Source organism: Epibacterium sp. HA2-3, assembly GCF_055693725.2.
This window is the reverse complement of the sequence record NZ_JBVFUL020000003.1, coordinates 122,627-137,500: the sequence shown is the minus strand read 5'-3', so window position 1 is coordinate 137,500 and position 14,874 is coordinate 122,627. Positions and strand designations below refer to the sequence as shown.

At 57.5% G+C, this 14,874-nt stretch carries 8 protein-coding genes, 1 tRNA gene and 2 rRNA genes (1 of these 11 running past the window's edge); 3 read left to right on the top strand and 8 right to left on the bottom strand.

The features are described from left to right. The 3 genes from ACZ1HH_RS19115 to ACZ1HH_RS19105 form a co-directional block, all read left to right on the top strand. Positions 1-1,130, top strand: a 23S ribosomal RNA gene (locus ACZ1HH_RS19115) (it extends 1,703 nt beyond the left edge of the window). Between the two features lie 153 nt (positions 1,131-1,283). Then, positions 1,284-1,398: ribosomal RNA gene (gene rrf, locus ACZ1HH_RS19110) — 5S ribosomal RNA — on the top strand. Positions 1,399-1,449: 51 nt separating this feature from the next. After that, positions 1,450-1,526: transfer RNA gene (locus ACZ1HH_RS19105), tRNA-Met, on the top strand. 493 nt (positions 1,527-2,019) lie between these two features. On the opposite strand, the gene ACZ1HH_RS19100 is transcribed toward ACZ1HH_RS19105, so the two are convergent. From ACZ1HH_RS19100 to ACZ1HH_RS19065, 8 genes are all read right to left on the bottom strand, one after another. Further along, the gene (locus tag ACZ1HH_RS19100) at positions 2,020-2,208 is read right to left on the bottom strand and encodes a hypothetical protein (RefSeq protein ID WP_472635045.1); all 189 of its coding nucleotides are present in this window, start codon (positions 2,206-2,208) and stop codon (positions 2,020-2,022) included. Between the two features lie 8 nt (positions 2,209-2,216). Next, positions 2,217-3,197: a hypothetical protein gene (locus ACZ1HH_RS19095; protein WP_472635044.1), complete on the bottom strand. Its 981-nt coding sequence runs from the start codon at positions 3,195-3,197 to the stop codon at positions 2,217-2,219. Between the two features lie 976 nt (positions 3,198-4,173). Next, entirely contained in the window at positions 4,174-9,447 is a 5,274-nt protein-coding gene (locus tag ACZ1HH_RS19090) for a DUF4214 domain-containing protein (RefSeq protein ID WP_472635042.1), read from the bottom strand. Positions 9,448-9,587: 140 nt separating this feature from the next. Then, a complete protein-coding gene (locus ACZ1HH_RS19085; RefSeq protein WP_472635041.1) occupies positions 9,588-9,830 on the bottom strand; it encodes a hypothetical protein in 243 nt (80 codons plus the stop codon). 92 nt (positions 9,831-9,922) lie between these two features. Then, entirely contained in the window at positions 9,923-11,092 is a 1,170-nt protein-coding gene (gene uxuA / locus ACZ1HH_RS19080) for a mannonate dehydratase (protein WP_487320532.1), read from the bottom strand. A gap of 66 nt (positions 11,093-11,158) precedes the next feature. Beyond that, a complete protein-coding gene (locus ACZ1HH_RS19075) occupies positions 11,159-11,890 on the bottom strand; it encodes an FCD domain-containing protein (protein ID WP_011536648.1) in 732 nt (243 codons plus the stop codon). Beyond that, positions 11,887-13,698 (bottom strand): glycoside hydrolase family 2 protein, encoded by a 1,812-nt coding sequence (locus ACZ1HH_RS19070; protein WP_011536647.1) that lies wholly within the window; start codon positions 13,696-13,698, stop codon positions 11,887-11,889. Before ACZ1HH_RS19070 ends, ACZ1HH_RS19075 begins: the two co-directional genes overlap by 4 nt. 18 nt (positions 13,699-13,716) lie before the next feature. Continuing rightward, positions 13,717-14,691 carry a TRAP transporter substrate-binding protein gene (locus ACZ1HH_RS19065; protein ID WP_416369476.1) on the bottom strand — a complete coding sequence of 325 codons (975 nt, stop codon included), beginning with the start codon at positions 14,689-14,691 and terminating at the stop codon, positions 13,717-13,719. Positions 14,692-14,874 lie beyond the last annotated feature (183 nt).

The window sequence follows — 14,874 nt, the reverse complement described above, 5'->3', positions numbered from 1 at the left end:
CGGGGGCACAAACCAGGGGGTGGCGACTGTTTATTAAAAACACAGGGCTCTGCGAAGTCGCAAGACGACGTATAGGGTCTGACGCCTGCCCGGTGCCTGAAGGTTAAAAGGAGGGGTGAGAGCTCCGAATTGAAGCCCAGGTAAACGGCGGCCGTAACTATAACGGTCCTAAGGTAGCGAAATTCCTTGTCGGGTAAGTTCCGACCTGCACGAATGGCGTAACGACTTCCCCGCTGTCTCCAACATCGACTCAGCGAAATTGAATTGCCTGTCAAGATGCAGGCTTCCCGCGGTTAGACGGAAAGACCCCGTGCACCTTTACTACAGCTTCGCACTGGCATCAGGATTGTGATGTGCAGGATAGGTGGTAGGCATCGAAGCAGGAACGCTAGTTCCTGTGGAGCCATCCTTGAGATACCACCCTTCGCACTCTTGATGTCTAACCGCGGTCCCTTACCGGGATCCGGGACCCTGCGTGGCGGGTAGTTTGACTGGGGCGGTCGCCTCCTAAAGCGTAACGGAGGCGCGCGAAGGTGGGCTCAGAGCGGTCGGAAATCGCTCGTTGAGTGCAATGGCAAAAGCCTGCCTGACTGCGAGACTGACAAGTCGAGCAGAGACGAAAGTCGGCCATAGTGATCCGGTGGTCCCGAGTGGAAGGGCCATCGCTCAACGGATAAAAGGTACGCCGGGGATAACAGGCTGATACTGCCCAAGAGTCCATATCGACGGCAGTGTTTGGCACCTCGATGTCGGCTCATCTCATCCTGGGGCTGGAGCAGGTCCCAAGGGTACGGCTGTTCGCCGTTTAAAGAGGTACGTGAGCTGGGTTTAGAACGTCGTGAGACAGTTCGGTCCCTATCTGCCGTGGGTGTAGGATACTTGAGAGGAGTTGCCCCTAGTACGAGAGGACCGGGGTGAACGATCCACTGGTGGACCTGTTATCGTGCCAACGGTAGTGCAGGGTAGCTATGATCGGAAAGGATAACCGCTGAAGGCATCTAAGCGGGAAGCCCCCCTCAAAACAAGGTATCCCTGAGGGCCGTGGAAGACCACCACGTCAATAGGCCGGAGATGTAAGCGCAGCAATGCGTTCAGTTGACCGGTACTAATCGCCCGATTGGCTTGATCTGATCCAGTAAAAGACAGCCAAAAACCAAAAAGCAAAAACAAAACTTGGACAACTCGTTGACCCTAATCAAAGGGTCAACACGTTGATCTCCTGAAAAAAAGGATGATCAATACGTTGATACCCTGAGCAAAAACTCAGTTGGGTTCTTATTCGGTTTGGTGGCCAAAGCACAAGCGAAACACCCGGTCCCTTCCCGAACCCGGAAGTTAAGCGCTGTTGCGCCGATGGTACTGCATCTTAAGGTGTGGGAGAGTAGGGCACCGCCAAACCTAATAAGAACCCAAATAAATCCTCTCTAAACAAAAAAACAAAACAAACAACGCGGGATGGAGCAGCCAGGTAGCTCGTCAGGCTCATAACCTGAAGGTCGTAGGTTCAAATCCTACTCCCGCAACCAAATCAAATACATGATTACAAAAACCTAAACCTCGCATCCGCGGGGCTGCTTGCGTTGCACTGGAAGCAATAGAAGTGAATTGAGGGTGTCGCGGATAAGCAACACGGACATCATCAAGCACAGGCGCGGTGTCAGGCAGAGCCTGAGCGGCCATCTGCCGTACTTGCTGGCGGGCAATCGCAGCGCGCTCGACAGGCGACAGCCGCAACTCTTTGAGCAAAGCGTCAACCAGCTCGGCAGGCCCGTCGTAGACGTGCATGCCCCGCCGGTTCCAGGCCACCATCTCGGACGGCACGAGGGCGATTACCTTCGCCTCTAACCCGGAAATATCGGCATCGTCTGGAAGCGTCACCCAGGTACAGCTGCAATGGCGCGCGATGAACGCGTTGCGCATGGCCTTGGCGATGTCGCCGTCGGTCTTCGTTGCCGGATCATTGCGCAGGCGCCACATGCGCCCGGTGTTGTACATCGCCGAGAAATAGTAGCTGGAGCTTTACGACCCTGTGCAGTGACGCTGGTGGATGCGCTTGTAGAAGGTCTCTGCCGCAGACGACGTCGAGCCAATGTAGCGGAAGGTGAACAGACCGTAGATACCGCGGGCATCGCGCGAGGCTTCCGAGGTGGGTCGCGGCTTCGCTTTCATCAGGAGGTCGAGAATCTCGGTAGCGGAGGGAATGCTCATGTCTGCTCTCACTTCTTTTCGATCCGCTTCCAGTCGCGGCCGGAGACGATGCACCAGTTGCCTGCCGCATTCGGGCGGCGCCAGCGGGGCGTTGACATCTTTTGAAGGGCGTTGAGGGCATCTTGGAATTGATCAAACTGGATTTCTTGCCCCTTTGCTCCGACCGTATATTTGCCTTTGCGTTCCAGCTCTGGGTTAAACGTGCTGCCGTCCGAAGCCACCGGAACAAAGAGAACCTCACCTGAAAAATTCCGAGCTTTTGGTTCGGGTTTCTCGCCTTCGGGCAAATCCCAAATGGACTGGTAAAACTCTTTGCGTCCTGCAAGCCACTCCTTGGCACTGCTCGCCGTGACAGCCTGACCGGATTTTCGGACAAGGCAGCTTTCCCCGCTGCTCAGTACGTTACGAATTCGTCCTTCGGAAACGCCGCCAAAGACTGCTAGAGCGGGAACGCTCACCTCACCCTCTTCGTCCAAGTCCTCGTCGGTTATGGAGGCAAGACTGAGTCCAGTGTCCATCGCGTGCCGAGACAGGGCCAAATCAATAAGCAATGATATGTTGTTTGCATCTTTGCCCAGTCGCACGTTTTGCCGCCAGTCGTCTAGTTCTAGGGGGAGTTTCGCAACCCAGCTCTTTCGGGCTTCAAACGGGACATTCGCAGGTCGCACACCCAAAAGCCCATATAGTCCTGCGTCATCAAGACGTTTGGCGCAGTCCCACCCGCTCTTACTCGGCGACACACTGCTATCGAAAGGTAGCGATCTCCAATCCCAATCCGTTGGTTGGTTTCCCGGAATAATGGCAGCGATTTGGGGGGCGATCGCTTCTGCCCCCAGAATCCCTTCGAGTTCGCTCAAGCAAAAAAGTAGAGCTTTCTTCAGTGGGAAATCATAGTCACGCAAGTAACGAGCGTGGGGGATTTCTTCACCATACCAAGCCTCTCTGCGTTGGTGTGCGGTCATTTGTGAGGGCAGGATAACGGGCTTCATGCAGGCGTCCTTTATCGGCGAAGTTTGCGAATATCGGCACGGAGCTTGATGTGCGCGTGACAGTCTGATGGTGTGGATGAGGCGATGATGGACCCCTCCGGGAAGGAAAGCTGAATATGGCCTCTACCGGTGTAGGTCATACACTTCAACTCTCCCTCTTCTCACTGGCAGATCTTCTGGATTTCACGTTTGGTCTTATTCATGGAAAACACCTGTATGTAAGGCCGCTTCGGTGAAGCTGCACCCTAGCGATAAACCAAGGCTCGAAAGTCGGCTTTGGTACGGCACCGGCCATAAGTTGCGCTTTGCACGAACGTCCGGTCTGGGCCGTTCACTTATGTAGCATGCCTGCCGAATTCCAACTTTGCAAAGGTCACTTTCTGCCCCTAGCTGTCGTTAGTGTAGAGCGCAACATCCGTCACTCTGGCCTCGAAGCTGCCATGCGGCATTGCGGCGATCGATTTTGCATATTTGGGTGGGTTGGCACCGAAGTCGATTACAGCAGCCAGCCCAAAGCGGACATGATCTGTGCAGTCGCAGCACCAGAGACTTGCCGAAGTGACGGCGGGAAGCGGGCATTCGCTGGGGAACACACGAAAAGCCGCAATGCGCAGGAAGCGGACGCTGCAGAACTGCAAACTGTGGTCGCCCTTCACGACACATCCGGCCCAGAGCCGCCGTTCACCGGAGATCCATGATACTGCGGTGCAGTTTCACGGAACCAGCCGTTCATGCATACTGCAGCATGTTTGGCGCGCGAAAGTTAGCGGTGCGGATTGTCTGTCGAACCGAGTCGAGTGGCCCGACGCTGCGTTTCGCCCAAGAATCAAATCTTGCAGCGTGGCCTGTCCAAACCCTTCATCCCCCAATCGTTCGCAACGCAGAAGGTAGCTTCCTTATTCATCAATGGTTTCCCTCTGTACACAAACCCATCAGGCTTGACGGGTTTGCGTACAGATAGAGCGGCCCAGATGGCTCAGATCAAGAAATCGAGCTCGGTCGGCTGCAGCGCCAGACCCACGAACTCGGGCGCGTCGACAAAGGCGCCAGCGATGTCGTCGATGGCAAAGCCGGCCTCGGCAGCCGCGTTCCAGAACGCGGCGCCCGCATCATCCGGCGCGCGGCCAAGGATCTCCTGATAGAGGCGGTCGATCTGCGCCTCAAGGCTGAGCGTATCGAAGGCCTGACCTTCGGTTTGCGTGTTTTCCTCCGAGCGCAGCATGAACATCGCTATGGAGGCGAGATCGAGCTTCGTGTCGGCCACGTTCGTCCAGAACTGGTAGCCGGCCAGATCGGCCTGGCGGCCGAGAACCGTCGTGAAGAGCGTGGCAATCGTCAGATCGCTTTCTGAGAAGGCGCTCGAGGACGCATCGATTGAAAGATCCGTATCCGTGAACCGGATAAGCTCCGCGTTAATGATCGTATCCTGCAGGCTCGGGCCATCGAGCGACGTCACGATCACTTGGCCCTTCTCGATGCTGATCTCGAAGCGATCTCGGTTTGCCGCGTAGATGATGGTATCCATACCCAAGCCGCCGTGCATAACGTTTGCACCTGGGCCGCCGAAGAGCGTGTCGTTGCCCGCATCGCCAAACAGGCGATCATCACCACCTTCCGATCCGATCGTGTCATCTCCATCGCCGCCGTTCAGGTGGTCATCATCTGCGCCAAGCACGATGTTCTGAGCGCCGCTCCCAGCATAGACGACGTTTGTGCCAGCACCGCTGCGCACGGTGACATCGCCGACGATGATCGCAAACTCGATATTGTCGAGATCGAGCACAGCGCCTACAGGCAATTGCGAGCCGTCAATCACCATAACCTCAGTGCTGTCGCCTTCCCGTCCGGTAATCCGGATCGGCTCAGAGGGTGCCGAGGTTGTGTTCGTGGTGAGCGTGACCTGGTTGAGCCAACCCGCGCTTACTCCGTTCAGCCATTGATCGAGCCCGTTGATCATCGAGAACCAGTCGGATTCTGGCGCGGAATCGCGCAGCAAGTACAACCCATCCCGGAAGCTGGTCTGGATCGTGGCGGTCTCATTTGCCCGTGCCGTGAATCCAACGCCCGTTGGCACGCTGACAGTGGTCACGGCTTGTCCGTCGCTGTCGAAATGCAGCGGAATATCGGCCAACGATGTGGCCGCATCCGTGTCCTCGCGTGTGTCCGAGACGGGTGTGATGACGATCTTCTCGACACTGAGGCTGTTCTCGGTTGTCGTGGTCCGCTCAACAGGGACCCCGTCAACCAGGTCTGGTTCCGGCTCGGCCGGCTGGCCACCGCCGCCTGCAGGCGGCGCTGCGGCGACGTCGATCGTGATGGTGCCCGGGGCAGCAGAGAACGTGGTGCCATCGTTCACGCTGTAGGTGAAGATGGCGTAATCATCGCCCGATGCGCCGGAGGCGGCCGTGAACACGATATTGCCGCCGATGATGTCACCGATCGTAATGACGTCTGTTGCACTGACCGGGCTGGCGTTCAGGCTCAGAACGCCAGCACCCGGCAGCGTGTCGATCCGCACGCTTTGAAGCGTATCGCCGTCCACGTCGGCAAAGCCGAAATCCCCCACAGTGAAGGTATGCGGCGTGTCGAAGGCTTGCTGAATATCGGCGGTTGCCGGGTTGGTCGGCGCGTCATTCACCGGCGTGATGTCCACATTCACCGTCCCGAGATCCGTGCTGGTGCCGGTATCGTTGATGCTCAGTGAGATCGTGGCTGCATCATTGCCGGCGGCATTCGCGGCCGGGCTGTAATGAACATGGGTGGCGCTGTTTAGGAACGTGTCTATATCCACGATGGTGCCCGCGAGGATCAATGTGCCTGTTGCGCTCCCGCCAACCGTCACACCGCCGCCACTTGTCGCCGCCAGCGTGCCGGCACTGGCGGTTAGTGTCAGGGTCAGGCTACCCGTTGTGTCGACATCAGAGAGCGTGAGCGCGGAGAGATCGAGATTGGCCGGGGTGTCCTCGGTAAACGAGACATCGCTCACCAGGCCCGTGATTTGCGGCGCATCGTTGAGCGCTGTGACCGCCACATTGACATGGGCGTTTCCAGATCCGGAACCGTCGGAGAGGGTGACGCTTACGGTCCGTGTGCCAGCTGTCGGCGCCTCGCCTGTCGCTTCAAAGCTCAGTGCCTGAACGATGCTCTGCACCCGCGCCGGCGTGGCATCCGCGTTCAGGGTCACGACGAAGTCGTTGCCAGCCACGATGTTGTTGGCAAGCGTGCCGATCACGGTGCCAGACACCGAAACGTTCGAGCCTGCCGTCATGGCCGCGAGGGCCACGACACCGCTGGTGGCGACGCTTAGAACGTCGCTGGCTGCATCGGCGTTGTTTGTCACCGAGGCCCTCAGGGTGCCTCCGTTGAAATTGGGCGAGTCGGCGTCGGTGACCGTTGCGTTTGCGCCGATATCCAGCGAGACCGCACCGGCGTTCTCGGTGGCGCTGACGCTGTCGCCATCGAGGTTGCCCAGGACAGGCGGATTGGGCGTGATCGAGAGCGTGATACTGCCGCTGGCATCCGCATCGCCACCATTGGCAATGCCATCCCCGTCGTTGAGTGTGAGCGTATAGCCTCGATCACCGATTGAGGATGGTGCCTCGAAGCGCAGGTTCTGCAAGAACGCCTCGATGCGGGCCGAGCTTGAGTCGGCGTTGAAGTTGATCGTCAGGTCGTGGCCACTCTGTCCATCTGCTGTCGCATCGATTGTCCCGATCGTTACGCCGCTGACTTGCAGTGTCTCGCCTACTAAAATTGTGCCATCTCCGCCTGCAGTGACCGTCGTACCATCGACGCCCCAACTGCCATTACCCGCGCCGCTTATCTGGGCGATGGTTAGAAAGCCGCCGTTGTAATCGATCGAATCTGCGTTCGACACGGTCGCATTGGCAAGGCCACTGATCGCCTGTGCGCCGTCGCCCGCAATAATCTGGCTGGTCTCGCCAAAAACGCTGGCCAATGACGGCGCATCATTGACCGCCGTGAGGCTGACCGTCGAGGACAGGTTTGGTGCATTGCTTGCCGCACCGCCATTGGCGGTTCCACCATCATCTGTGATGCCGGTGATCGTAACCACCCGGTTGCCGGCGGTCGTGGGATTGTCGGACAGGTTGCGATAGGTGAGGCCGTCGACAAGCGTCTGCGCTTGCGCCGCGCTCAGCGTCGCCCCGGTGAACGACACCGTCGCGGTGGTACCGCTTACGTTCACGGACATCGACAGGCTGTTGGTCGCCGTGGTCACGGAATTGCCATCCGTCAGGGCAACATCGGATCCATCGATCGACAGGATCTCGGATGCACCATCGGCGAGATTGGTGACCGTCAGGGTCAGGCCCGTGATGCGATCTCCGGTCTCCACGGCATCGGCAGAGACCGTGTTGTAGAGATCCTGGGCCGCGCCGCCCTCGGTAAAGGTCGGGTTGCCGCCGGTCGCCGTCAGGGTTGGTGCGTCGTTGACGTTGGTCAGCGACACGGTGACCGAGCCCGCAGCATGTCCGTTCCCGTCCGAGAAATCCCAGTCGAGTTGGACCGAGGTGGCGGGATCGTCTGCGCCGTTGGTGTAGCGGATCGCCTGCAAGGATTCGTTGACGAGAGCGGTCGTCGGCGTGGTGCCGTTGTCGGCGAAGGTGATCTGAAGTTGGCCGTTTCCAGTGTTGCTGATGGTTGCGATGACGTTGCCGCTCGCGCTGATCGTACCGCCCCCGTTGGGCCCGCCCGCAACCGTGAGGTTGCCGCCGGTGATCACCGACAGGATGTCGGACGTATCTGCGCCACCATTGCGCGCAATCGCAAGTGTCGCCCCGGCATAGTCGCCGTTACCGCCATTGAGCGCGTCCAGCTCTTCGTCGGAGATGGTCACATCGGCATCGAGCACCACGGGGATGCCATCTTCGGTCACGCTCGGCGTGGCGTCGAGACCCGTCAGCACAGGCGGATCGTTCACCTCAGTCACATTCACCTGCACTGTGCCAAGCGCCACGTCACCCGAGCCGTCGCCGTCATTCGCGGTGACGCTGATCGTCGCTTGTCCCGCCCCCACAGCGTTCGAAGGCGGTGTGTAGCGGATGTTCGATGCGGTATCGAGATAGGTGCTGATATCGGCTGGCGATCCCACCAGCGAGATGGTGGTCGCATTCACCAGCGTCTCGGTCACGCCACCGCCGGTGCCCGCACCGTCGCTCGGCGCGCCAAAGCTGCCTCCGCTGGCAGAGAGTGTCACCGTGATGGTGCTACTGTCGATGTCGCCAATACTTGCTGCCGAGAGATCAATATTGCTGAGTGTGTCTTCGGCCACCGTCACCGAAGCAGGCAGACCAGAGACGGAAGGGTCGTCGTTCACCGGCGTGATCGTAATGGTCACGGTATCTGCGGTGCCATTGGCCGTGCCGTCGTTGGGGGTAACCGTCAGTGTGGCCGCGCTCGTATCGTTGCTGTCGGTCGTAAAGGTAATGTGGCTCGTGTCGTCGAGATAGGTGTTGAGCGCAGCGGCCGAGCCCTGCAAAGTCATGTTGCTGGTGCTGGAACTCGCGATGGTCACACCGTCGACTGTTCCGTTGCCATCCACAGACGCAATCGTGCCGCGATCAACGGCCAGGGTCAGCGTGAGCGGGTCATCCCCCTCGGCATCCGAGATATTGTAGGCGGACAGATCGATAGCCGCGGCGGCGTCTTCAACTGCCGTGTCGTCGGCCGGCGTGCCGCCGAGCGATGGCGCCGTGTTGGGCGGCACCGCGTTGGCAATCGTGATGTTATTCAGAGATAGATACCCAGTGCCGATATCGAAGGTGATCCGTACTTCATCGACAGCGTCGAAGGTTGTATTCCCAGAGATGTCGACGTTGACCCGATTGTTATTGCTGTTCGACGAGAAGGTATCGGTTGCGACCTGAACGTTGTCCCGAAAGCCAGTGATATTGAGTGTCGATGCCGCGTAGGGGAAGGTGCCCCAGTCAAAGAAGTCAAACGACTCGAGTTGAAACTCCTCGCCTCCAGCACTGCGGATGGACATCCCCTTCCATTCCCCGCCAAAGGCGAAGTCTGTCGTGATTCCGGAGAACCCATCGCCGGATGACAAGTTGCCGTCATTGTACCAGTTGAGTGAGGAGATCTGTGTGCCGAGCACGTCACTGATATTGGCGATCTGGATCGTGATCCCGCCGATATCGCTGCTCCCTCCCTCCCCGTCGGTCGCCAAGTTATCGGCACCGATGCCGTTGCCATCGTTGCTGGAAAAAATCAGAATTGTTGACATATCAGAAATCTCTCAAAGCAAAAAGAAACAGGCAAGTTGAGCCCAGTCATGCCGACCGATAAGGCCCGGATGGTAAAGCAAGAACTAAAGCGCGCAAAGAACCTGCAGTCCGCCGACCGGATCGCAGGCACAAGCCCCAATCAGCGGGTGTCTTCACCCAAGATCGAGGACACCGACAAACCGAAGTTCGGCATGACCGTCAGCATGGCCGTCGCGTCCAGTCTGCGGTTCTCGTCCTCGAGGATCTCCGAGATGAACGCGAGTTGGTGCTCGTCGAGCGCGCCAACCCGCATCGAAAAGGCATTGATGCCGTCGATGGCATTTACAGCCTCAAGACCCGAAAGATTGCAAATAGGTCCATTCTGGGCGTGTAGCCGCCACATGCGATAGGTTTACACTAGAGGACGGGGCCTCGGCAAACCGCCCTTAACCCGGTGTCGGATTGGTAGGTTTCTTAAGCGTATGTTGGGCTTGATCAGTCGTCTTTTTGTAGCCAAGCTAGCGTGTGGAGTACTCCCCTCAATTCTGCCAGGCCACGCAAGCGCCCAATGTAGGGATAGCCCGGAGTACTACTGACGCGTTGATCATGGGCGAGCATATGGCCGTGGTCTGGCCGGAATGGTAGCTCGCGATCCCCTACGGCCTCTGCGGCCAGCGCGGCCTTACATACTGCGACCATATCGACGTTGCCGAGCAGATGAGGGGCTTCGTGAAAACTGATACCATCCTCCTCGCGCTGTGTGGCGCGCAGGTGGAGAAAATTTACATGCTTCCCGAAGCGCGTCAGCATGGCCGGTAGATTATTGTCCGCACGCACGCCCAGCGATCCGGTACAAAACGTCAGGCCGTTTGAGGGGCTTTCGTAAACCTGGATGATGTGGTCCAAATCCTCCGCGGTAGAAACTACACGTGGTAGGCCAAAAATGGGGAAGGGGGGGTCGTCTGGATGGATCCCCAACCTGACGCCCACCTCTTCCGCCACAGGCACTACACGTTGAAGGAAGGCGGCCAGGTTAGCCCGCAGTTTGGTCGCATCAATATCGTTGTAAAGAGCAAGATGTGATCGGAAGCTATTGATGTCAAAGCTCTCTTCAGCCCCGGGTAGTCCGGCGAGGATGGTCTGCGTTAGTGCCTCGCATTCCGTTTCTGTCATCTTGGTAAAGCGCTCAGTTGCGCGTTGTACGATCTCCGGCCTATGTTCTGCATCAGCGCCGACCCGGGTGAGTATATGAATATCAAACACTGCCGCATCCACTGCGTCGTACCGTAGGCACAGCGCACCATCAGAAAGGGGGTGCGTCAGGTCTGTTCGGGTCCAATCCAACAGCGGCATGAAATTATAGCACACAGTTTTAATGCCACAGGCTGCGAGGTTGCGTATAGATTGTGCCCACGCGTCCGCCTTTTCTTCCCACCCTGGTGCTGCGCGTTTGATGTCTTCGTGAACGGGCACGCTTTCGACTACATCCCAGTTGAGGCCGGCAGCGGTGATCATGTCACGGCGTGCGACAATCTCCTCGACTGGCCATACGGTACCATTGGGGAGAGAGTGCAGTGCCGTTACAACGCCAGTAGCCCCGGCCTGACGAATGTCGGTCAGTGTTACGGGGTCATTCGGGCCGAACCAGCGCCAGGTTTCGATCATGCGATCCTCGTGTTCTTATCATTAGGGAACGCCGACTTGTCGAAGGCGTTTTGGCTGTCTCCGACCTCAGGTTGGCGCGGAAATAGATTGAAAGAGGTACCCATCAAAGGCTGGGTCATCGACATCAGACAGTTCCATCAACGTTTCTCGAACATGGGCAAGGTGTTGCCACATGGCAGCGCGCGCACCGTCACGATCTTTGGTGCGCAAAGCGGTCAAAATCTGTTGGTGGTCGTCAAGCCAGTTCTGGCGATACCCCGCATCAAAGATACGGTCGTGCAATTTGGCCCACATCGGGCTCTGGTCCCGTTTGCGCCATAACTCATCGACCATGTCCACCAGTACCGAATTCTGTGTTGCCTCAGCAATCAGCCGGTGAAAAAGCTCGTCGCCGGAGTGATCCGTGCTGCCGGCCTCAATATCGGCGCGCTCCATTTCCAGCGCTTCGCGCATCCGTGTGATGTCGTTCTTCGTGACCATCTCGGCGGCAAAGGCGGCAATGGAGCTTTCTAGAAGCTGACGTGCCTGCAGCAATTCAAATGGGCCGATATCGTCACGCTCCGGCGGGGCCTTTGTTGCAGAGGGTGTGGCCAGATAGATGCCAGAGCCCTTGCGAACCTCGACCAGCCCATCAATTTCCAGCATGATCAATGCCTCACGTACCAACGATCGCGACACTGAAAGCCGTTCTGAGAGCTGCCGTTCCGGGGGCAGGCGATCGCCGACGGCAAACCCTTCTTCCCGGATCACACCCCGCAAGGCCTGTGCCACGTCCTGATAGCGCCGGTATTGGGTCATGCTGTCTCCTCGGGAGCGAATGGTGGTTGGTGCTCAACTGCCGCGCGTTCGGCATAATAGGCGGCCAACCGATGGAATGCAGGTTTTTTGGTCGCCTTATCACCTGCGATCAGTCCCTTGCGGTTCCAGCCGCGCTGAAAGATTCCCTGTCGTCGTTCCACTCGAAAATCATAGAGGATCCAAGGCGACATGCCTTTCACATAGTCCAGCGTGCGAAGTGTAGCGATCTGTTTGGCATAGACCTCATCCTGATAGGCGAGACTGAACAGTCCGCGTTCTGGCCCCTGTTCAGTGCTGTCGCCGTCCGCGCCGGTTTCAGAGATGACCACCGGGCGGTCAGGCGCAGAATTGCGTCCAATCTCATTTAGTTCGTCAAAGTTCTCTTCGTACCAGCCATAATATTCGTTCAAGCCAATGATATCGATATATTCGGCAAGCCGGTCTTCAATCTTTAGCTTTGTATGGTTCACCAGACAGGCGGCAGATGTCAGGCGGGTTGGGTCCTCGGTCTTGGCCAGATCTGCGAGTCCGCGCATGAAATCAAGCCGTGCATCGGTGTCAGGATTTTCGTTGCCCACCGACCAGATGATCACGCTAGCGCGGTTTCGATCGCGGCGAATGAGTTCGCGCAACTGGTTCTCAGCATCCCGCCGAGTTGCGGGGTTGGCAAAGTCGATCGCCCAATAGACCGGAACCTCCTCCCAGAGCATCAAACCCATTTCATCAGCAATTTCGGATGCTCTTTCGTGATGTGGGTAATGGGCAAGGCGCAGGAAGTTACATCCCAGTTCTTTGGCGTGAGCAAACCGGCGGCGGATGTCGGTCTCGCTGGTGACCTTTCCTTGCGTTGCATCGTCTTCATGCACGGAAATGCCTCTCAGGAAGAGGGGTGTTCCGTTCAACAGGATTTCGGTTCCCTCGCGAGAGATGCTGCGAAACCCGACCCGGTCGCGTACCTGATCCTCACCTGCAGTCAGAGAAACGTCATAGAGCTTAGGGTTGTCCGGCGACCACAATTCGGGTGAGGCGGGAAGAGTCAAATCACCTTTTCCTGCGATCAAGGGCAACTCCACATCGATACCCAACTCGGGAATCAAAAGCTGAGCTGACGCGCACTCGCCATCGACCTCAGCCGATACGCGGATTGCATTCCCCTCAAGGCGAACAAACAGATCGCGGATCACAACGGACGGGAGATCATACAGCGTTACCTCTCGGTAGACGCCGCCATAGTTGAACCAATCGGTGTTCCGCATCGGAACACGGTCCAGCGTGCGGGTGTTGTTGACGCAGAGCATCAGCCAATTTTGTCCCGGCTTCAGGGCCTCGGTCAATTCCACGCAGAATGGTGTTGAGCCCCCGTAGTGGTTACCGAGAAACGCGCCATTTAAAAATACTTTACAATCATATTGCGCAGCACCGATGCGTAGCACCTGCCGCCGCTCCGGTGTCGGGGTGTGCGTCAACGGACGCGTATACCAGGCAGAGCCCTCAAAAAAGTACCACTTCTCTTTTTGCATCTGCCAGCAGGAGGGCACAGGCACCGTGTCGCCCATGTAGGGGTCATAATCCCAAGGTTCGACTCGATCCGCTGGAGTTTCTGGCGTCATGGCGAACCATTTTTGCCGCAGTCCGGTGTCCAGAAGGTCGACGCAGAAGTTCCAATCCCCATCCAAAGACTGCCCTTGGCGGCCTCGGGTGAATATCAGCGTATCGGCGTTGAGGTTTTGCGTATTGAAAGGACGGTCGTAATCCTCGTCATGCAAAGCTTGCAGCGCGTTATCTGCGAGTTCGGAACGTTCGAGCATGATGCCTGTGCCTGTCGCTTATTGGGCTGCTTTGATGCGATCGATCAGATCGGCAAGGTGCTCGGATTTCGCCGCCACTTCCTCATGCATTGGCAAGACAGCCTCAGCGAAAGGCGCTTTGTCGACCATGTGGACATTGACGTTCAGCGTGGTTTTCGCTTCCTCAATCGCCGCGTCGGAGGCTGCGTTCCACGCCTTGCGGTGCGCGGCCATGGAGTCGAGTGCAGCAGTTTGCAGGGCCTTTTGCTGTTCGGCAGTCATACCGTCCCATGCGCAGTTGGAGATCACAACAACCGAGGGGATCATAGTGTGCTCATCCAAGGAAAAATCGCTGACTACTTCGCCATGGCGTGCGGTGGTCAGTGCGGTTGGGTTGTTTTCTGCCGCATCCACAACGCCCTGCTGCAGCGCGCTATAAAGCTCACCCCAGGAAATCGGTGTCGGGTTGCCGCCCAAAAGTTCGACCATGCGAATGGCAGAGGGGCTTGGCTGAACACGCACTTTTACGCCCTGCAAGTCTGCCGGGGACATGATCGGCTTTTGCGCATAAAAGGAACGCGCACCCTCGGTATAGAACGCGACCCCGCGAAAACCCTGATCGACAGAAGAATTCAGGATATCCTGGCCGATGTCGCCGGTGATCACCGTGTTGAAATGCTCTTCGGACGAGAAGATGTAAGGCAGATTGAGCGCCGAATAGCTTTCCTCGAATGCTTCGAGTTCGGACGCATTGGAGCGTGCCATCTCCAAAGCGCAGTTTTGGACCAGTTCCATCGATTCCCGTTGAGTGCCGAGCTGGGCATTGGGGAAGATTTGGATCTTGATTTCGCCGTCGGTCAGCTCTGCCACACGGTCTGCCATAATCTGCATTGAGATGTGGACCGGATGATCTGGCGGGTTATTGTGGTTAAGTTTCAAGGTGGTTGCGCCTGTCGCGCCAACCGACGCGGCCAGTGCCAGCGCAGACAGTGCGGTGGTAAACGTCTTGGTCATGGTCTCTCCTCCCAAGTGTTTCGGTCTGACCGGTTATATTGGTCAACCAATAATGCAGAAAGCTTCCTTAAAGTCAGCAATCAGTCAACCAAAACTTGAGTATTGGTTGTGACATTTGCGCCAAATGACATTTATTTCACAAATTGGTTGACCAATTAGTTGGCCTGAGCGAGGGTCTTCGGC